We start from the raw sequence: 18,347 nt of genomic DNA on the forward strand, positions 1-18,347 counted from the left end.
GTCCCCGCCGAGTTCCACGAGCACCTGCTCGACATCAGCCACGGCCACCCACTCACCCTGTCCATGCTCGTCGACGCGGTGCGGCGAGGCGGTGGCGTTCCGCCACGCACACTCGGGGACCTGCCCGACGTGGTGCGCGGATTGCTGACCCGCACCCTGGACGAAGTGCCGGGTCCGCGCCATCGGCTTGCGTTGGAAGTCTGCGCGCACGCCAACGTCATCACCGAGACCGTCCTGCGATCCGTGCTCGGCGACAACGCCGGGGAGCTGTTCACGTGGCTGCGCACGCTGTCGTTCGTCGAGGAGGGTCCGTACGGCCTGTTCCTGCACGACACGGTCCGCGACATCCTTGACGCCGACCTGCGGTGGCGCGACCCGAAGCGTTACGCCGAGGTGCACACCCAAGTGCGGGCCGACTTGGTCGCACGGATCCGCTCGGCGCCCGACCCACGCGAGCAGCAACGGCTCCTGGCCGACGCCATCGTCGTGACCTGCCCGCGGACCAGGCTCGCCGCATACGTCGCGGCCGCCCGGCCGGTCGATCACCATATCGATGCGCTGCGGCCGGAAGACACGGCCCCCATCGTCGAGATGACGACCCGCGCTCAGGGGGCGGAACAGGCCGAGCTGGTGGCGCACTGGATACGGCGCCAGCCCGGAGCCTTCCGAGTCTTTCGCGGACCGGACGGGGAGCCACAGGGGTTCGGCGCCTGCCTCGAGCTGTGCGCCGAGGATTTGGGGGTGGATCCGGGCGTCGACAGCATGTGGCAGTACACCCAGCAGCACGGCGCGGCACGCCCCGGCGAGCACGTGCGGGCCTGGCGGTTCTTCCTCGACCGTGACCGTGAGCAGGCTTCCTCGCCGTCACTGACCCTGTTCGCCGTGTGCCAGATCCTCGACATCCTCACTCATGACCACTCCGCCTGGACGCTGGTGGGGGCGTACGCGGATGCCGGAATGTGGGAGCCGACACTCGGCTATCTGGACTTCTGGCCGGCAGCCGAGGCGGCGTACACGATCGGGGACACCACCTACCCGGTCTTCGTCCACGACTGGCGACGCACCGGCCTCACCGAGTGGCTCGAACTCACCGCGGCCCGCGAGGTGGGCGCCCCGGCCCGGCCGGCGCAGGAGCAGTCAGCCGAACTCGTCCTATCCCAAACCGAGTTCGCCGAATCGGTCCGCGCGGCGCTGCGCGATCTGCACGCGCCGCAGGCGCTGCGGCGCAATCCGCTGATGAGATCGCGGGTCGTGCGGTCATCCAGCTCAGGGCTCGAGGAGCTCCTCGCGATGGCCGCCGAGCCGTTGCGGGCCGACCGCCGCGGCCTGTTCGAGGTGCTCGACCGCACCTTTCTGCACCCGGCCGGCCCGCAGGAGCGCGTGGCCCAGTCGCTGCACCTGTCCTTCAGCACCTACCGCCGGCACCGGGACCGGGCGGTGGCTCACATCGTGGACTGGATGTGGGAACGCGAGGTCTACGGACACCAGATGGACACCGCTTGACCTGTTTCTGGACAGGAGGAAGCGCCGAGCATTCGTCTCGTGCCAAACGAAAACAACGAAACCGCAGTCGCCCTCGGCGCCGGCTTCGCCGGTCTCCTCACCGCCGCAGTGCTCACCAAGTTCTATCGGCAGGTCACGGTCGTCGACCACGACCCCGCCTCCGGCCAGTACCGCCGGGGCGTCCCTCAGGGCCGGCATGCCCACAACCTCCTTCCGGCCGGCGCGCGAGTCACGCACTATGCAGGACAAGCTCTAAGTCAACCCAACCGAAAAGCAGCGCCTGCATGCTTTAGGGCGGAATCATGAATACTGCTGAACCGGAGGCAGCTTCTATTCATGATATTTCTCCGCAAATGGCTAATCTTCGGGCCCACTGGCTCGCCTGGGGCGGCTCCGACTCGATCCAGGAGGATCTGGTCGTTTACCGCAGTGGCCTCCAGCACGGACTGCTAAATGGTGTCCTGAGGCTCAGCGGTCGTAGTGTTCCTGAGGCCGCTGCTGATGCTGAGCAGCAACTGGCCAACTTGCCCTGGCGATGGTGGGTCGGCCCGGACAGCGACGCCGGCGTGGCAGAGGCATTGCGGGAACGCGGCTACAGCCGCAACGGCAGCATGCCAATCATGGCAGTCCGACTCGACCAGTTGTCTGCACCGCCTCCGCCCGCCAGCCTCATCATCGAACGCGTCGATGGACCGGACGGTGTGACGGACTACGTCGATGCCTACGCGTCCTCTTTCGGAGTCGGCCACACGCTTCAGACCTTGGTAGTAGACGCTGAATCCAACCTCCGCACCGATCTCGGCCGCCTAATCCGCTTGGTCGGGCGGATTGACGGTCGCGCGGTGGCTACATCGGCCGTGCTGATCAGCAACGGTGTTGCAGGTGTCTACTGGGTCGGGACACATCCCACTTATCGTGGGCGGGGCATAGGCGCGGCGCTCACGGCGGCGGCAATGGTCATTGGACGCCAGCATGGAGCACTCGTCTGCACTCTGCAGGCCAGTGACCTGGGCGCGCCGGTCTACCAGCGGCTGGGATTCACACAGGTGAGTGAAGTCGTGCTCTATTCGCCGCCATCGGGACTGTGACCAAAACTGCGCTCGGAGGTGGCAGTGAGGCCTGATCCGGCTTTTTAAGAAGCCGCAACTCACCCGATCATGGAACGGGCGGATCGAACAGGTTTCCCGCCGAGGTGATCTTCCCGTTGTGTGTGCATCAAGGCAGGGCCTCTCGGTGGCTCGGGGATGCGAATCTCAGGGCGAGCAAGTCGTAGGTCACCCGCAGCAGTATGACGCGGGCAGGGCCGACGAGGGCGGGTCTGCCAGACCTAGGAAGAGAGGAACGACCGTGATGCCGCGTCCGGGGTCCAGCATCGCTCCGCTGGTAGCAGCCCGAGCCCTTCTGGCCGGCCGGGAGCGGATCACGAGGACGCCTGGTGGATCTCATCGTCCGGCAGGGGCAGACCGGCCCAAGTGGCGACAGCCGCAAGCAGAGCGCCGTAGACCCAAGTTTCCTCCGCCCCACCTGTTCCGGGACGCGACGATGGCGGTGTGCGGCAGAATGACGCCCACCGATGTGCAATAGCGCAGCCGTGACCGCAAGTGCCCTATCGCACGCGGTCCTTGGGCGTGCGAGGAGAGGAAGACGTGAGCGAGAACCAGAGCGCCACCGCCGCAGTGCAGCGACTCGACACAGGGACAGCGCACAACGCTCGCGTGTGGAACTACTGGCAGGGCGGCAAGGACAACTACGAGGTCGACCAGCAGGTAGGCGATCATGTTGCCGGAATGATCCCCGTCATCCGCGACATCGCGCGCGCCGACCGGCAGTTCCTTGGCCGCGCCGTGCGCTGTCTGGCAGAGGAGCACGGCATCCGTCAGTTCCTCGACATCGGCACCGGCCTGCCCGCCTTGGAGAATACCCACGAGATCGCCCAGCGGATCGCCCCCGAGTCGCGGATCGTGTACGTCGACAATGACCCCATCGTGCTCGCGCACGCCCGCGCCCTGCTGACCAGCGCCCCGGAAGGCGCCACCGACTACATCGACGCCGATGTGCACGACTCGGACACCATTCTGCGCATCTCCGGACGGACACTCGACTTCACCAAGCCCACCGCACTCATGCTGCTCGGCATCCTCAACTTCGTCCTTGACGGTGACGAGGCGCGGGCCATCGCACGTCGGCTCGTGCAGGCACTGCCCCCCGGCAGCTTCCTCGTACTGACCCATCCCACCACGGAGCCCGAACTCGGCGGCGACCTCCAGCTTGAGGCGATGGAGTTCTGGAACGCCAACGCCAAACCGCCGGTCACCGCCCGCAGCAGCGAGGAGGTCGCCCAGTACTTCGACGGGCTCACGCTCCTGGAGCCCGGGCTCGTGTCCTGCTCGCTGTGGCGGCCGGAGCCCGGCGAAGAGCCCACGGTCGTACCCCAGCTGGGAGCCGTGGCGCTGAAGCCGTGATCTCTCGCTTCACCGCGCTGCCACACGCACTCACCGGCGGGCCCGCCCCTCCAGCGGCGGAACGAGGAGATCGACACCTTCAGGTTTCAATTCTCCGCGTCATCGAGGCTTGCAGTAGTCCTCACGCTGGTCAGCGGAGAACGGGCCCGTAGCGGGCGGTTGCCTCGATGCAGGTGTTGGCCAGGAGGCCGACAAGAGCGACATGGGTGCCGGTGCCCCGGTGATCGCATCGAGGAAGCGCTGCAGTGACGGGCGGACCGCCGACGGAGCGGCCAGGCTGCCGAGGAGCCGGATGCGTTCTTCGTTCGGTGGGGGATCCGGCGGTGTGTTCCTGCGCAACGACCTCGTCCGGCTGCGGACGGAGGTCGGGGTGGAACTCCCCGACCCAGGAGCCTCGGGCGAAGTGGTGGAACTCCTGGATCTTCCGCTGAGAAGGGGTCGGGTGCTCCCACGTCTCGTAGTCGCCCGGCTCCCAGCGGCGGTGCGGTACGAACACCACGCGCACACCGTTTTCGCGGGCCGCGGCGACCACGGACCGCAGATGGTTCAGGAGATCGACGCTGAGGGCCACGGGCTCCAGGCGGGGCCAGACCTTGCCGCCTTCCGAGAGGAAGTCCTTGTAGGGGTCGACCAGCAGGACGGCCGTGTGGTGAGGACCGTAGGTTTCGGCCATGGTTCCCCCTCGTGCCGGCCCTACTCGGGAGGTTCGGTTCCGGTCTGCTCGTTGATCATGTACTGGGCGTACCAGTCGGGCCAGTCCCGGATCCTCCTGGCCGACGAGTTTCTCGTGTCTCGGCGTCAGCGAGTGAACAGCTCCGGGTTCTTGCGGACGTACCCGGATACTCCTTCGGCGGACCGCCCGGTGATCTCCTCCATGCCGTCTGCCTGGCGGTCATAGCGCCCGGCCGCGTGCAGGCGAGCCATGGTGGAGATGTGCTGGAGCACATGGGCCGGCAGTCCCAGCGCCGCGAGATCGTTGTCGAGCCATTCCTGCAACGGGACGTCGGTGTAGCCGACCGTGCGGTGCAGAGCATCGGAAATCTCCGCGGCCAGAGCGGCGACGTCCTGTGATCGGGGGCCGGTCAGCTCATAGATCCGGCCGATGCGCCCGGCCGGATCGGCCAGAATCTCCTCGACGGCCGCGGCAACGTCACCGGCCGCGATCGGGGAGGTTCTCGCCTCGCCGAAGGGCCACCTGATCACGCCGTCCTTGGCGATCGAGGCAAACACGGTCTGGAAGAGCGGGTTCTCCATGAAGACGGTGGGCCTGACCTGGACCACGGGCAGGCCTGACCAGCCGAGAACCTGCTCGACCAGCCACTGTTGACGATGCTGATGCGACTCGGAGCCGCTGGTGGCGTCCATCTCGGAGACGGTCAACTGCGACATGTTGACGAACGCCTCCAGGCGTCCGTAGGCGCGCGCGACCGCCGCTGTGGTCACGCCGGCCAGCAGATACTGTGCCGACACGGCCATGCCGAAATACATCCGGCCGCAGCCGTCGAGGGCGTCGGCGACATCACGAGCACACGTCAGATCTCCGACCACGACCTCGGCGCCCGTCGCGCGCAGCGCCTGGGCACGGTCGTCATCCCGGCGCACCAGAGCACGCACCTGGAAGCCCCGGCGCCGCAGCCCTTGGACCACGGTTCTGCCGACGGCACCGACGCTGCCCGCAGCACCGGTCACCAGGATGGGCCGCATGCCTGCTTCCGGACTGGAGTCCATAGGGGCAGCCTGCGGCCCGTACGGCCAGGGCGCAAACCGGGGTGACGTCCGGCCCCGGCGGAAGTCAGGCGATCGGCATGCGTCCGCGGCCCCAACCGCGAGTCCATTCCCTCGTCCGCCGTCTCTCCCTGGCACGCGGAGCCATGAGCCCGGCACCTCCGCGGCGGCGCCGCGACCAGCGGATGGACCAGAGTGTGACGCCAGAGGTCAGCAGGGCGTCGACGGTGTTGTCGACCATCGTCGTGACCCTGACCTCGTCGACCTCGGGCAGCGTCACCGAGTCAACAGCCGGTCCCTCCGCGACGCGAGGTGCTGACCACGCCGCCTCGGCCGCCGAGTGCCCATGATCGTCGCACATGCTAGAAGGCCCCTCCCCGCCGATACGGCCAGCCAGGCAAGCAGATCCCGGTACGAGCCGCAGGCCCACGGCGGTCGCGCCGACCGGCCGCAAGCGCCGCGCGGTGTCGTGCTTCCACTCGCGCGGGCGGGACGACAACGTCGATGAGTCCGGTGGCCACGTCGTACACGATCCCTGAGACGAAGACTCCGGCCCGAAGATCCTGCTTGAGGACGTCGACGTCGACGCGGACGGCGGCGACCGGGTCGGTGACTGCCTTGGCGGCCAGGTCGGCGGCCGGCACGTCGAAGTAATCGGCCAGCAGCTCGGGGAACGCGGCCAGGTCCGTGATCCCGCAGTCGGTGTGGTGCAGGACCGCATAGTGGTTGTCGCCCGGGCCAGGGCCGCCCGTTCGGGACTGCACGACCTTCGCGAGCATGCCCAGCGTCCGGAATGTCGCGGGCGTGACCCGTCCTCCGACGTTGCGGATTACCGCTGCCTCGCCGAGCTTGAGCCCGAGCACCTCCGACGGGTCGACACGAGGATCGACGCATCCGATGACCGTCAGACTGCCTTGCGGCATGAGCTTGAGCTGCGCGAATGATCCGCCGTCGGCGAACCCGGCGTTCCGCTTGACTAGCTCATCCGTGTCGATCACTGTGCCGGTAACCCCATCGTGCTTTGAGCCTGGCCCCTGGTGACGCCGCCGACGACCTCCACTTGCCTCCAAGCCTGGACCGCCGCCGCCTCCCATGCCACTCGACTCCGCGCAAACCGTGACCGTGCAGGTCAACGCCCTACGACATCCGACACCGTATGTCAGAGTGTGATGCCTACCTGAAACCTCGACTGCACCTGCGTGATGAGTCGATACGGCGCAGCGGTGCCCTGGGCGAACGGCGGAGGCTTCTTCTGGCGGCTCTGGCACGCTGTGGCCGGACCGGCAGGGCCGCTCTTTACTCGCCGTTCTCGTCCCGGGCGTCTTCGAAGACGAACAGGGGCTTGGTGCCGTGTGCGGGTGCTTCGGCGAGCGTGACGGCTTCGGCGAAGCGTTCGAGCGGGAACGGACGCCCTTGGGGGATGCTCAGCACCTCGTCGACGACGAGGTCGCGGACCTGGGCCAGCGCGCGCAGCGCGATCTCGGGTGAGGCGGTGCCGAACCAGCGGTTCAGCCAGAAGCCGCGGACTGTCTTGGTCTCGTAGATGACCGAACGGGCCTGCAGCGGGATCGTCAGTGCCGCGGGGTCGGTCTGTCGGTGGGTGGAGAGTGCGCCGTAGACCACCAGCTCTCCTCCCGGAGCCAGCGCCTGGGACACCTGGGCGCCGACGGGGCCCGCGACACAGTCGACGGCCTTGTGCACGCCGGCCGGTCCGGCGATCTCGGCCACACGCTGCATCAGGTCCTCGTCCTCGGTGCAGATGACCTCGTCACCGCCGAACGCTTCGATCTCCTCCACGACGGCGCGCCGCCGTACGACGTTGATCGTGCGGATACCCAAATGTCTGCTCAGCTGGATGACCAGGCGGCCCACGGTGGAGCCCGCGGCCGTCTGCAGCAGCCACTCGCCCGGCCGCACGTCGAGTTCGCGCGTCACGAGGAGCAGCGCGGTCAGCGGGTTGACGGCGAGTTGGCAGGCGGTGGAATCGCTCAGCTGGTCGGGTACCGGCAGGAGCCTTCGGGCGTCGGCCACGAGGTATTCCTGCCAGGTGCCGGCGACGGGGGGCCAGGTACAGCCGGGATCGCGGTGGCCACCACGCGCTCACCGGCCTTCGGTCCTTCGGTGTCCGGGCCCAGGGATTCGATGCGGCCCACGCACTCCATGTTGCCCCCGACAGCGGGGAACTCGGGGGAGAAGCCGTAGCGGCCGCGCAGCACGTGCAGGTCACTGGCGTGAACGGGAGTCGCCTTCACCCGGATCAGGGCCTGCCCGGCTTTCGGTGTGGGAACGGGCCGGGATTCCAGCCGCAGGACGTCGGTGGGCTCGCCGGCCATCACGGCCACGAGCGCGCGCATCGATTGAGGCATGTGTGGCCTTCCGTCTCTCGGCGCCCGGGACGGCTCGGCGTGCTGGCGTCGCGCGGCCTCGGAGGGGACGTGATCAGGACCGTTCGCCGCAGCGCACCATCCCGCCCCCGTCGCTCCACGCTACGCCCGCCCCCGGGAAGATTCCCGGCGGCTGACCATCCTTCGAAAGTCGTTCCTCCCAGGGGGTGACCAGGACCCTGGTTCAGAGGGCCAGGCGGCGGATTGCGACTGCGGCCGCGTCGTCGTTCAGGTGGCCGTGGACGTGGGCCAGAAGGTCGTCGTGGAGAGCGCGCAGGAGTTCGTCGGGGTCGTCCTTGGTCCACGCGGGCGCACGTTCGGTGAGCGGGTAGAAGAGGTGGGCGCTGTCGCGCGCTTCGATGACGCCGTCCGTGTAGAGGAGGAGCAGGTCGCCGACCTCGAACGGAAACGTCTGGACGTCGTAGGCGGCGATGCCGAAGGCGCCGCCGAGTCCGATCGGAAGGTGGCTCGCCGCCGGCGTGAGGGGGGTGAGGTGAGTGCCGCGCAGGAGCAACGGCGGTGGGTGGCCGCAGTTGATGAGGCGGACGACCGGCTCGTGGTCGGGGATGTCGAGCAGGATCGCCGTGGCGAAGTCCTCGTCGGTGTCCTGTTCCGTCCCTGAGCGCCACTGGCTGCTGTCCCAGCGGAACGCGGCGTCCAGGTGGACGGCGAGGCGGGGCAGGGTGGCCTGCCGATGGGCGGCCGCGCGGAAGGCGCCGAGCAGCAGGGCGGTGTTGTTGATCGAGGCCAGGCCGTTGCCGCGGACGTCGCCGATGAGGAGCCGGGTGCTGTGGTGGTCGGTCCGTGCGGCCGCGTACAGGTCCCCACCCAGATCGGCTTCCTCCTCGGCCGGGATGTACAGGCCGGCGATCCGCAGCGGGCCGGCGCGGGCGGGCAAGGGCTGCAGCAGCACGCTCTGCGCCGCCTCGGCGACGGACCGCACCCGGTGCAATTGGCGTTCACGCCGGTCCCGTAGCACGCAGATGCCGACACAGACGGCCGAGACGACGATCAGAGCGGCGATCTGAGCCTGGATGTTGCCGGAGGCCAGGCTCTCTCTCAGCACACCGATCAGCATCTGCGCCGCCACAGCGAGCGCTCCCATCAGCGCCGTCACGCGGGCGCCCGCGAACGCCACCGTGATCGCCGGTGCTGCCACCAGCAGCGGCCCGAGGTGAATGTGCGGCGGCGCCAGCACGTCCACCACACAGACCGTGACGATCAGCCCCAGTGGGATCACCATCAGCGCGGGTGCGTGACCCGGCTGCCAGGAACACCGGAACTCCCGCCACGCTCGCAAGGCCATGCCCCAAGCCTTCCACCCACCTTCCCCTACGGGAACGCGCCGCTCCGGAGGCCATCCGCTGCACAGACGACTGAACGCGCCACCGCGCCTGCGCCATGACGGCCTCCTGCCGATGGGCCGCCGTGCACGGCTCTCCTGCGCGAGGGGCGCTGGGCCCTCGCCAGCCCGGTGACGCCGGCCCTGAACTGTGCATCGCATTCGTCCATCCGGGCCACCTATCGTGCACAGTCACACCCAGGAGCGCATCTTGCGCCGCATCCGCCGGCACATCGCTGATCACGGCCAGGCGCCGACGATGCAGCAGATCGGGGCGGTGGTCGGAATGGGCGTCGGTGCACCATTCAGCTCATCGGGCTGGAGGCGCAGGCCGCGATCGTGCGCGAGCCGGGACGGCCCAGAGGGATCCGCCTCGCGTGAGCAGTCCCGGCCGCTATCACCTGCTCCTCACTTCGGGTGGCCGGGCGGTGCAGCACGGCTGGTGGAACCGCTCGGAGGTGGCGTGGGACAAGTTCCGGCGCTGGGTCGGCGAGTATGGCAGCGCGCCCGGCGCCAGCGTCAGTCTCACCGACCAGGACGCCGGTGAGGTGCTGGCTTCCTGGCTGGATCAGGGATATGCCGCGGCGGTGGCTACTCGTCGGCGGACCGTTCCAGGTTGATCAATTCTTCGGGTGCCTCGGCCACGAACGTGGATCCTAAGCGGCGGGTGTGACGGGCCGGCGATCACACTCACCGCTCGATCGGGTACAGCCGCCATGGGTTGCCGGGCGGACCGCAGGCGGGACCTGGTACGAGGATCACGAACTGCCCGCGATCCTCGAGAGGACTCCCTGTCTCGTGTGTTTCGTTCCGACTGCCGCTGCTGCTGCTGCAGTGCCAGGCACTTGGGGGGGACATGCGTGCGGACTCGTGGTCGGGGCGGAAGGACTTGTCCTACTGGGGTCGGCGGCCGGCGGGTGCGCCGTCTGGGGCGTCCAGCATTGCGATGCGGGCGGTGATGCGTTTGCCGACCGGCTCGCGTTGCGCCTCGAAGCCCTGGGCGAGGGCCATCACGATCTCCAGGCCGTGCTGTCCGACTCGTCCGGCATCCGCGGCCCTTGCCACCGGCAGGACTGGATCGGAGTCCCACACCACCACCTCCAGCAGATCACCGGCGATCCGCAGATCCATCAGCACCGGGCCTGGCGCGTACTTGCAGGCGTTGGTGACCAGCTCGCTCACCACCAGCTGCGTCACATCCATGGCCCGCTCGGAGACCGGCAGCCCGTGCTCGGCCTGCACCCCGGCAAGAAAGTCCGCAGTCAGATGGCGCGCCTGGGCGATGCACGTGCCGTCCCCGTCCAAGGCCACCGTGGTCTGTACGGCCTGCGCCTGCGGTGTCACACCGTCCTCACCCACGGGCACTGATTCCATGGCGGCCGCCTTCGCTACCCCGTTCACATCCCCGCGCGTACCCGCATCGGAGCGGTACAGCTCCTCGGTTCCTCTGTCGGCTCTGTCACATCAGGGCATGATCCCAACCGTTCAGGGCACCACTCGGGGCGACGTTTCAGGGTGCCAGTACCACCGGCATGGCAGAAGGACCAATGGCGGAGAACGAAAGGGCCGGGCGGACACCGCAACCCGGCGGGCTGTCCGTCGTATCCGCCACCACCGACGGCATCCGCGTGCTGACCCTGGCCGGAGAGATCGACCACCACACCGGCGACGAGCTCAGGCAAGCCCTGGACGTCTGTGACACCGTCCGGCCCCGCATCGTGGTCGACATGCGGCAGATCGCCTTCATGGACTCCAGCGGCATCAACCTCTTCATCACCGCACACCAGGCCGTCACCGAGCCGGGAGGATGGCTGCGCCCGGCCGGCCCCACCCGAGCCGTGCGGCGCACCCTGCAACTCGTCGGCGTCTGGCGACCGGTTCCGGAGGCAGTTGGTGATCACCTGGCTTACGGATCTCGGTGAGAAACAACGGCACTGGCGTGTCCACGAACGTGGTACGGCCAGCCTCTCGTCAGAGTGGCTGGCCGTCGAAGAGGTCGCCGGAGCCGGGCGTGAACGTCGTGCCGAGGTCGTACTGCGCGATCCCGAAGGGTCGAAAATCGGCATCGTCAAGGACGCGGTAGAGGAACTCGGAGGTGGACATGTCGTACCGGTGCCATGCGCCGACGTCATTGGACCGCGCGAGGACGGGGTACTCGCCCGGCCGCTCGGCATCGATCAGCCAGAAGTACTCGTCGGCCCATTCGGTAGAGCCCCACTCGACCAGTCCTTTGCCGCCCGGCGCGTAGATCGCATAGGGCTCGACGGCGGATACGTTTTCGAGCTTGCTGTCTTGGTCGACCGACAGGTCGACCCGCCACTGTGTCATGAAGTCGAACGCAGCGCCTTCGTCGCGCCCCAGAAAGTAGAGGGAATCACTGAAAACGCCGCCGCCGAACGCCTCGTAGAGGTCCTTGTAGTCCGCCGGCAGCGGAACACCCAGCTCTCCCTCGACCGCCGGCCAGTCGACGGAGATCCCGAGCGGCTCCCACCCGGTCAGTTCGATCACTCGCTGAACCCACATACAACAATCTTTTAGCACCGATCTTCGTTCCGATGTCCCTCAACGCCCTCGAGGCCCGTGGGTTTGAGGAAACCGAAGGCCCTTCAGCCTGAATCCACGGGTCCACCGGTCTGCGTCAGGCTGGTGCGGCGTCAGGCTGGTGCGTCCGTGGGTTCGGTTGGAAAACGAGGACGCTGTGCGAGCCGAAGAGCTTCGGCCGTGACATCGACGTCGACTGGCACCGGTGTTCTGTCGGCGTATTCGAGGATGTCGTAATCGTCGTCGGTTCGGCGAGTTGCTCGGCCAGGTGTAGCTCGTGCCCGAAGCGTCGGTCTGCCCGTCCTACCCCTTCCCACCGCCGTTGCCCGTCTCGCCTGACTGTCTAGGCGGACGCCCGCCCCGGGGCCGCTAAGTGGTCGGCTCCGGAAGTCCTTCGGGGGTTGCCTTCGGGTGGAGGCGGCTTTGAGGAGGGTGTCGGCGGCTGTGGTGCGGGCGTAGAGGACGGAGCGGCCGGCGCGGTGGGCGCTGACCAGGCCCGCGTTTCGCAGTGCGGTGAGGTATTGGGACACTCCGGCCGTGGACAGGCCGGTTCGGCGGGCTAGTTCGGTGGTGGAAGCCGGGGTCTCCAGTTCGGTCAGCAGCAGGGTGCGCGAGCGGCCGAGTACAGCGGTGAGGGTGTCGGCCCCGGCGAGGGTCCGTGCCTGCCAGAGTGAGCCGACGCCGCGTGCCGGATAGACGAGTTGGGGCGGATCCGGCAGCGTCACCCGGGTGCGCAGCCCCGGTCCGGTGAAGGCCGAGGGGATCAGCAGCAGCCCTGCACCCGCCGTCGTGCGGGTCAGCGGCTGCTTGCGGCGGGCCAGCCGCAGCCCGTTGTCGTCCCAGCTCACCGTGGTGTGCAGGTCGTTGAAGAGGTGGCCCGCGCCGTGCTCGGCGACCTGGCGGGCCCGGTAGAAGATGTCCGCGTCCAGCACTGCCCGGATCCGTGCCCAGTAGGGGGCCAGTGCCAGCTCCCAGTACGTTTCGATCTCTTCGGTGACCTTGGCCAGGCGGGTCTGCGGGTCAGCGTGCAGGGCCCGCAGCCGGGGGCCGAGCTTCCCCTGGTGGCGGGCCAGGTGGTCGAGGTCCTGGCGTACCCGGTCGGCGGGCGAGGCCAGGATCGCATCCCGCTCTGCCGCCGGCGCGGGGGCCGGTCCGGCGGGGGCCGGGTTGAGGAAGTCGGGGACGTAGCCGGTGGGCGGGATCAGCTCGGAGAGCCAACCCCGGTCGAGCCCGGCGGCCACCATGCGCGGCCTTACCTGGTCGGCCCAGGACCGGTGGACCGGATGCTCGGTGCTTGAGGTCAGCAGCCGGAAGCTGGGCGCGACCTCCCACATCGGCGAGACGGCGAACCGTACCTGCGCGAGATCGCTCGCTGAGAACGCCAGCTCTGCCAGGACAACCACTCCTCAATGGATTCAGATATCCCTTAATCAATGGCCGGTCAGCCTACCGTGTGGAGATCATCCCGCCATGACCTCACAGACGATCACCGCGGCGGCATCGGGCACCTGGACGCTAGGCGACCGCACGGTCAACCGGATCGGATTCGGCGCGATGCGCCTGACCCAGCACGGCGAGGCGTTCGCGCCCGACGCCGTCCCGAGCGACCGCGACCTGGCGGTCCGTGTGCTGCGCCGCGCGGCCGAACTCGGCGTGAACCACATCGACACCGCCGCGTTCTACTTCTCGCCGCTGCGCTCCGCCAACGAACTGATCAACCGGGCACTGACCCCCTACCCGGACGACCTCGTCATCACCAGCAAGGTCGGACCGGGACGCGATGCCTCGGGCCAGTGGCTGCCGCACGCCACCCCCAAGCAGCTTCGCGGCCAAGTCGAGGAGAACCTGCGCCAACTCGGCCGCGACCACCTCGACGTGGTGAACCTGCGCATCGTTGGCACCGACTCGATCGCCGAACGCTTCGGCGCACTCGCCGAACTGCGCAACGCCGGACTCATCCGCCACCTGGGCCTGTCCAACATCCGCCCCCACCACCTCGCCGAGGCCCAGAGCATCGCGCCCGTGGTCTGCGTACAGAACCAGTACGGCATCGGCGCCCGGCCCGAGCAGGAGGAATTCGTGCACAAGTGCGGCGAGCAGGGCATCGCGTTCGTGCCCTTCTACGCGATCGCCGGCGCGGGGCGTGAGACAGGCGCGAACGGCACGGACAGCGACGAGGTGCTCGCCATCGCACGGGCCCGGGGCGTGAGCCCGGCACAAGTCCGGCTGGCCTGGACGCTGCACCACGGGCCGCATGTCCTGGCGATCCCCGGTACCGGCAATCCGGATCACCTCACCCAGAACGTGGCCGCCGGCGCACTGCGCCTCACCCCGGACGAACTCACCGTCCTGGACTCGCTCCACCCTGAAACGGCATGAACAAGACACCCCATGACGTCGTGATCCACTTCTGCCGATCGGCCTGTCTGCCTTGCCTTTTGCTTGCGCCCGCCCGATAGCTTTGACCGCCGAAGAGCGAGACCGGTTGAAGAAGAAGGCATATGGCCACAAGACACCTCACCAGGCCAGGGTCCGGGCACGGATGGTGTTCTTGGCGGCTCGGGGCAGGTCCAACGCGTGGATCGCCGTCGAGGCGGGGGTGCACGTGGACACCGTGCGCACCTGGCGGGGCCGGTTCGCCGACTTGGGCTTGCTGGGCCTGGCCGACCGCAAGCGCCCGGGCCGGCCCGCCGCCTTCACCGCGCTACAGACGGCACACAGGTCAAGACCCTGGCGTGTCAGCTTCCCGCCGCGGCAGGCACCTTTGTCACGCTGGTCGTGCCCGGAGCCGGCCCGCGAGGCCGTCGCCCGCCGGATCACCCCGGCCCTCTCGGCGTCCACCGTGCGCCGCGGGCTGGACCAGGACGCCATCAAGCCCTGGCAGCAGCGCTCCTGGATCTTCATCAGCGACCCCGCCTTCCGCCCCAAGGCCGCCCGCGTCCTGGACCTGCTCATCAACGGGGTCGCCCCGAAAGGCTCCGCATCAACGCCTTCGGGCGGGGAGAGCAACCCAGCGAGTTTGCCCACCCCTGAGTACCGAGTGGGAAATATCGCCATCACCGGGGATGCCGGCCACAGCGGAACCTGGAGCGGGCGAAGGCTCCCAGCGGCCGGACGCGGGGCGGTACCCCTTTGAGCGGGTGCTGCCCTGCGACGAGTTCGCCTCTGCGGCACCCGACCACTGCCCCGTGCCTTCGCCCGGGTGAACTTCCCCGGTACTGGCGAACCGATGTGGATCTCGCTCGCACCGCCCGGCCGCACCCATGACCTGACCGCGGCCCGCACCCACCGCATCATCCGGATCTGCGAACGCCAGGGCGTACCCGTCCTCGCCGACCGCGCCTACACCAGGGCCGGCTCCTGGGTGACCACGCCGATCAGACGTCTTCCGTATCAGGACCTCACCGCGACCCAGCGGACGATCAACCGGGCCCTGTCAGAGGCCCGAGCACCGGTCGAACGACGCGTCGCGAGACTGAAGTCCTGGCGTGTCTTCCGGAGAGCCCGCTGTAGCCCCAACCGCATGACGGTCATCGCCGCTGCCGTCCTCACCGGGAGTCGACTCCGGCCCGGCGTGCCGACGTCCGGGCGCTCGACGGCAGCGGGTGGAGGCGGAGATCCGCGCGAAACCCCTTGAAGGGCAGATCCAGGGCTGGTCAACGGGCATCCGATTGCACCACTGGACGCTAACCAGCTAAACGGCTACGTTGTAGCCAATATTAGAGGTGGCAGGAAACGCAGCCGCCTGGGCTCGAGGGCGCTCAAGCCGCGACCGCACGGCCCGCCAGTCTTCACCAGCGCCCCTTCGTCCACAGCGCCGACCCCCGAGGGGTAGACAATGCCCGTCCTGATCGTGATAGCGATCTACGCTATACGGATCGCGCGCGCCCCCTTGGACGCGCGCCTGAAGAAGCGCCACGTCGGACCCCTGTCGGTCACGACCGGAGCCGTCATGCTCTATCTGGCCTGGGACTGGCTCAGGCCCGAGCGCCTCAGCGCTGTCTATTTCGTCGGCGAGTTCGCCGGCGTCCTGTCCGCTTACCTGATGTCCTGCACCCTGGTACTGGCCACCCGCCTGATGTGGCTGGAGCAGTGGTTCGGCGGCCTGGACCGCATGTACCGCCAGCACAAGCTGTACGCCGTATGGTCCATACTCCTGCTCACCCCCCACCTGCTCCTCCACTTCTTCTCCGGTTTCGACGGGAGCCAGTACGGCTACACCCACCGGACCGCATCGGTAGGGATGAGCCATCTCCTCGGCGCCGTCTCCGCCATCGGCCTGCTGCCGCTCGTCCTCGTCTCACTCGGCCAGGTCGGCCGCATCCTCCGACTGCCCTACGAGCGCTGGCTGTTCCTGCATCGCCTCACCGGCCTGCTGCTGCTGTCGGCGCTGTTGCACGGCTGGTTCCTCGATCTCATCATCAACGGATCCACGCCCCTCCTGGCGATCTACGTCACGATGGCCACCATCGGCATGACTGCCTACACCTACGACGAACTGGTGCTACGGCACAGGGAACCCCGGGCGGACTACACCGTCCACCGTGTCGAGCGGCCGACACCCGACATCCTCGACCTCACCCTCACGCCCACCGGCGAGACGACGCTTCCCGTGACAGGGGGCCAGTTCGTCTACCTGCGGGTCGGCGGCTGGCACGAACACCCCTTCAGCGTCGCAGGAACGCAGGCCGATGGCTCGGTACGCCTCACCATCCGTGCCCTGGGCCGCGGTACACGCGGCCTCTACACGGACATAAGTGAAGGACACCCCGCAACCCTCAAGGGTCCTTACGGCATGTTCGACCACACCCTCGGCGGACCCCGGCAGATATGGATCGCGGGGGGCATCGGCATCGCGCCCTTCCTCGGCTGGCTCACCCACCCCGGTGCAGCGCCGCCCCGCACAGACCTCTTCTACTGCGCCCCCACCGCCGAAGACGCACCGTTCCTCCCGGAACTCACCGCAGCGGCAGCACACCGCCCCGAGTTCCGGCTCCACCCGACGTTCAGCCGCAGCCACGGCCGTCTGACCGCCGAAAGAATCCAGGCCGAGGCCGGACCGATCACCCCCGACACACACGTCTTCCTCTGCGGCCCCGCCTCCATGATCGAAAACCTCACTCGCGCCCTCCATCGCCAGGGCGTCCCCCGCCAGCATCTCCACGCCGAGCACTTCGCCTTCCGCTGACGAGCCGCCGACCACACGAGATCACGCGCTCAGCACCAGCAGCTGTGGCGACGCTCCAGGCCGATCGAGATGACTCCGTGGGCGGGCGGCCTCAGGTTCGCATCGTCCTGGCTGGTCAGGCGTCGTCGCGCAGGTGGGCAAGCCCGCTGAGAAGGAGTTCGAGTCCGAAGGAGAACTCGTCCTCGATCGGAACGGGCATCGACCCGGCGACGGTGACCGTTGCCGGGAACAAGGCTGGATCGACGCTTTGAAAGACGGCGGACACTTGTGCGTCGTCGAGTTGCCCGCCGCTGCCATGACCGTTGACCTGCATGGCGAATCCGAGGACGTAGCGGGATAGGGTGGCAAAGGCGTGCGCGGCCAGTCGCGGCGGGAAGCCGCTGCCGAGCAGCGCGGCGACACAGTGCTCCCGCAGCGCCATGGCGTTCGGCCCCAGGGGAATCTCTTCGACCATCAGGCGCGCCGCGTTCCGGTGCCGGGCCAGGGCCTCGAACATGGTGTGCGCGACCGTCCGCAACGCTTGCTGCCAGCCCATCGCGAGGAGTTCGTCGCCATTCAGTTGCACAGCGCCGAACATGCGGTCCACGACATGGGCGACCAGCGCTGCCCGGTTGTCGAAATGCCGGTACAGCGTCGCCGTGCCCGAGCCCAGGCGCTGGGCCAGCGTCCGCATCGAGAGAGCGTCGGCCCCTTCATCGTCCACGATCTGCAGTGCGGTAGAGACGATGCGCTCCAGCGGCACGGGCGGACGCCCCGGGCGCCGAGCCGATGCCGAGGTCGCTCGCGTAGGACCAGCTGCTGCCACTGAACGTCCACCTCCTCGGGCAGCACCATAACAGCAACACCGTATCCAGTATGGAGAACGCCGGTTGGGCATGGAGCGGCGGCACCCCCTTCGATCAGCCCATCGGCGACCGCTCGTCCGAGGTCGGCGACCGCTCCGATACCGTCCTGGACGTCGCCCAGACTGCCCGCTGGTCGGGTTGCCTCGGCAGGGAAGCCACCGTCGTCCCCGTCCCGGCGCCCTCCACGACGTCCTGCTCTCCCGCCGCAAGCCACCGCGAACACGCCTACACCGTGATCACCACCCGCGGGCACTGGAGTCCCCTGGTGGCACTCCCGGGACGCGCCGGCTTCTCCAGCGCGGCTCGCCCTTAGGGAACTGAGCATCGAAGTTGTCCAGCCGGACCACCTATAGCGCT

Annotated in this window: 19 protein-coding genes and 1 pseudogene; 10 read left to right on the forward strand and 10 right to left on the reverse strand. The window is 68.4% G+C overall.

The window, feature by feature from the left end; all coding sequences use genetic code 11:
• From ACFY01_RS39605 to ACFY01_RS39615, 3 genes are all read left to right on the forward strand, one after another.
• A partial coding sequence (locus tag ACFY01_RS39605; RefSeq protein WP_390740637.1) for a hypothetical protein occupies positions 1-1,503 on the forward strand: 1,503 nt, incomplete at its 5' end.
• A 302-nt stretch (positions 1,504-1,805) separates the two neighbouring features.
• Positions 1,806-2,591, forward strand: coding sequence for a GNAT family N-acetyltransferase (locus ACFY01_RS39610; RefSeq protein WP_390740638.1), 786 nt, complete (start codon positions 1,806-1,808; stop codon positions 2,589-2,591).
• Positions 2,592-3,149: 558 nt separating this feature from the next.
• Entirely contained in the window at positions 3,150-3,965 is an 816-nt protein-coding gene (locus ACFY01_RS39615) for an SAM-dependent methyltransferase (protein ID WP_390740639.1), read from the forward strand.
• 130 nt (positions 3,966-4,095) lie between these two features.
• On the opposite strand, the gene ACFY01_RS39620 is transcribed toward ACFY01_RS39615, so the two are convergent.
• From ACFY01_RS39620 to ACFY01_RS39645, 6 genes are all read right to left on the reverse strand, one after another.
• Positions 4,096-4,638, reverse strand: a complete 543-nt coding sequence (locus ACFY01_RS39620; RefSeq protein WP_390740640.1) for an isochorismatase family protein — start codon at positions 4,636-4,638, stop codon at positions 4,096-4,098.
• A gap of 125 nt (positions 4,639-4,763) precedes the next feature.
• Positions 4,764-5,669 (reverse strand): NmrA family NAD(P)-binding protein, encoded by a 906-nt coding sequence (locus ACFY01_RS39625; protein WP_390740641.1) that lies wholly within the window; start codon positions 5,667-5,669, stop codon positions 4,764-4,766.
• 383 nt (positions 5,670-6,052) lie between these two features.
• Positions 6,053-6,688, reverse strand: a complete 636-nt coding sequence (locus tag ACFY01_RS39630; protein WP_390740642.1) for a carbonic anhydrase — start codon at positions 6,686-6,688, stop codon at positions 6,053-6,055.
• A gap of 298 nt (positions 6,689-6,986) precedes the next feature.
• Complete coding sequence (locus ACFY01_RS39635; RefSeq protein ID WP_390740643.1) at positions 6,987-7,721, reverse strand: zinc-dependent alcohol dehydrogenase family protein; 735 nt, start codon at positions 7,719-7,721, stop codon at positions 6,987-6,989.
• Entirely contained in the window at positions 7,679-8,056 is a 378-nt protein-coding gene (locus ACFY01_RS39640) for an alcohol dehydrogenase catalytic domain-containing protein (RefSeq protein WP_390740644.1), read from the reverse strand. Before ACFY01_RS39640 ends, ACFY01_RS39635 begins: the two co-directional genes overlap by 43 nt.
• A 202-nt stretch (positions 8,057-8,258) precedes the next feature.
• Entirely contained in the window at positions 8,259-9,380 is a 1,122-nt protein-coding gene (locus ACFY01_RS39645) for a PP2C family protein-serine/threonine phosphatase (RefSeq protein ID WP_390740645.1), read from the reverse strand.
• 413 nt (positions 9,381-9,793) lie between these two features.
• Between ACFY01_RS39645 and ACFY01_RS39650 the strand changes: the two genes are divergently transcribed.
• Positions 9,794-10,036, forward strand: coding sequence for a hypothetical protein (locus ACFY01_RS39650; RefSeq protein WP_390740646.1), 243 nt, complete (start codon positions 9,794-9,796; stop codon positions 10,034-10,036).
• A gap of 274 nt (positions 10,037-10,310) precedes the next feature.
• Here ACFY01_RS39650 and ACFY01_RS39655 read toward each other — a convergent pair whose 3' ends face one another.
• Entirely contained in the window at positions 10,311-10,790 is a 480-nt protein-coding gene (locus ACFY01_RS39655; RefSeq protein WP_390740647.1) for an ATP-binding protein, read from the reverse strand.
• 173 nt (positions 10,791-10,963) lie between these two features.
• Between ACFY01_RS39655 and ACFY01_RS39660 the strand changes: the two genes are divergently transcribed.
• A complete protein-coding gene (locus ACFY01_RS39660; protein ID WP_390740648.1) occupies positions 10,964-11,338 on the forward strand; it encodes an STAS domain-containing protein in 375 nt (124 codons plus the stop codon).
• A gap of 49 nt (positions 11,339-11,387) precedes the next feature.
• Here the strand turns inward: ACFY01_RS39660 and ACFY01_RS39665 are convergent, their stop codons facing one another.
• Both ACFY01_RS39665 and ACFY01_RS39670 read right to left on the reverse strand, forming a co-directional pair.
• On the reverse strand, positions 11,388-11,924 hold the full coding sequence (locus tag ACFY01_RS39665) for an SMI1/KNR4 family protein (protein WP_390740649.1): 537 nt from the start codon (positions 11,922-11,924) through the stop codon (positions 11,388-11,390).
• 146 nt (positions 11,925-12,070) lie between these two features.
• Positions 12,071-13,360: an ArsR/SmtB family transcription factor gene (locus ACFY01_RS39670; protein ID WP_390740650.1), complete on the reverse strand. Its 1,290-nt coding sequence runs from the start codon at positions 13,358-13,360 to the stop codon at positions 12,071-12,073.
• Positions 13,361-13,427: 67 nt separating this feature from the next.
• Between ACFY01_RS39670 and ACFY01_RS39675 the strand changes: the two genes are divergently transcribed.
• The 4 genes and pseudogenes from ACFY01_RS39675 (at position 13,428) to ACFY01_RS39690 (ending at position 17,145) form a co-directional block, all read left to right on the forward strand.
• On the forward strand, positions 13,428-14,336 hold the full coding sequence (locus ACFY01_RS39675; protein WP_390740651.1) for an oxidoreductase: 909 nt from the start codon (positions 13,428-13,430) through the stop codon (positions 14,334-14,336).
• Between the two features lie 163 nt (positions 14,337-14,499).
• Positions 14,500-15,093 (forward strand): helix-turn-helix domain-containing protein, encoded by a 594-nt coding sequence (locus ACFY01_RS39680; protein WP_390740652.1) that lies wholly within the window; start codon positions 14,500-14,502, stop codon positions 15,091-15,093.
• A gap of 81 nt (positions 15,094-15,174) precedes the next feature.
• Positions 15,175-15,525: pseudogene (locus ACFY01_RS39685) on the forward strand (transposase family protein); the annotation flags it as partial.
• A 270-nt stretch (positions 15,526-15,795) separates the two neighbouring features.
• Positions 15,796-17,145 (forward strand): ferric reductase-like transmembrane domain-containing protein, encoded by a 1,350-nt coding sequence (locus ACFY01_RS39690; RefSeq protein WP_390740653.1) that lies wholly within the window; start codon positions 15,796-15,798, stop codon positions 17,143-17,145.
• Between the two features lie 115 nt (positions 17,146-17,260).
• Here ACFY01_RS39690 and ACFY01_RS39695 read toward each other — a convergent pair whose 3' ends face one another.
• Positions 17,261-17,887, reverse strand: coding sequence for a TetR/AcrR family transcriptional regulator (locus ACFY01_RS39695; protein WP_390740654.1), 627 nt, complete (start codon positions 17,885-17,887; stop codon positions 17,261-17,263).
• A 113-nt stretch (positions 17,888-18,000) separates the two neighbouring features.
• On the opposite strand from ACFY01_RS39695, the gene ACFY01_RS39700 reads away from it, so the two are divergent.
• On the forward strand, positions 18,001-18,303 hold the full coding sequence (locus ACFY01_RS39700) for a hypothetical protein (RefSeq protein ID WP_390740655.1): 303 nt from the start codon (positions 18,001-18,003) through the stop codon (positions 18,301-18,303).
• Positions 18,304-18,347: the final 44 nt, after the last annotated feature.

Origin of the sequence: Streptomyces sp. NPDC001480 (assembly GCF_042894725.1) — a bacterium.
GTDB lineage: Bacteria > Actinomycetota > Actinomycetes > Streptomycetales > Streptomycetaceae > Streptomyces.

Bases quoted from the DNA above. Each gene is read 5' to 3' on its own strand.
- ACFY01_RS39610 (WP_390740638.1), top strand. From the start codon at position 1,806: ATGAATACTGCTGAACCGGAGGCAGCTTCTATTCATGATATTTCTCCG.
- ACFY01_RS39620 (WP_390740640.1), bottom strand. From the start codon at position 4,638: ATGGCCGAAACCTACGGTCCTCACCACACGGCCGTCCTGCTGGTCGAC.
- ACFY01_RS39625 (WP_390740641.1), bottom strand. From the start codon at position 5,669: ATGCGGCCCATCCTGGTGACCGGTGCTGCGGGCAGCGTCGGTGCCGTC.
- ACFY01_RS39640 (WP_390740644.1), bottom strand. From the start codon at position 8,056: ATGCCTCAATCGATGCGCGCGCTCGTGGCCGTGATGGCCGGCGAGCCC.
- ACFY01_RS39645 (WP_390740645.1), bottom strand. From the start codon at position 9,380: ATGGCCTTGCGAGCGTGGCGGGAGTTCCGGTGTTCCTGGCAGCCGGGT.
- ACFY01_RS39655 (WP_390740647.1), bottom strand. From the start codon at position 10,790: ATGGAATCAGTGCCCGTGGGTGAGGACGGTGTGACACCGCAGGCGCAG.
- ACFY01_RS39660 (WP_390740648.1), top strand. From the start codon at position 10,964: ATGGCGGAGAACGAAAGGGCCGGGCGGACACCGCAACCCGGCGGGCTG.
- ACFY01_RS39675 (WP_390740651.1), top strand. From the start codon at position 13,428: ATGACCTCACAGACGATCACCGCGGCGGCATCGGGCACCTGGACGCTA.
- ACFY01_RS39680 (WP_390740652.1), top strand. From the start codon at position 14,500: ATGGTGTTCTTGGCGGCTCGGGGCAGGTCCAACGCGTGGATCGCCGTC.
- ACFY01_RS39690 (WP_390740653.1), top strand. From the start codon at position 15,796: ATGCCCGTCCTGATCGTGATAGCGATCTACGCTATACGGATCGCGCGC.
- ACFY01_RS39700 (WP_390740655.1), top strand. From the start codon at position 18,001: ATGGAGAACGCCGGTTGGGCATGGAGCGGCGGCACCCCCTTCGATCAG.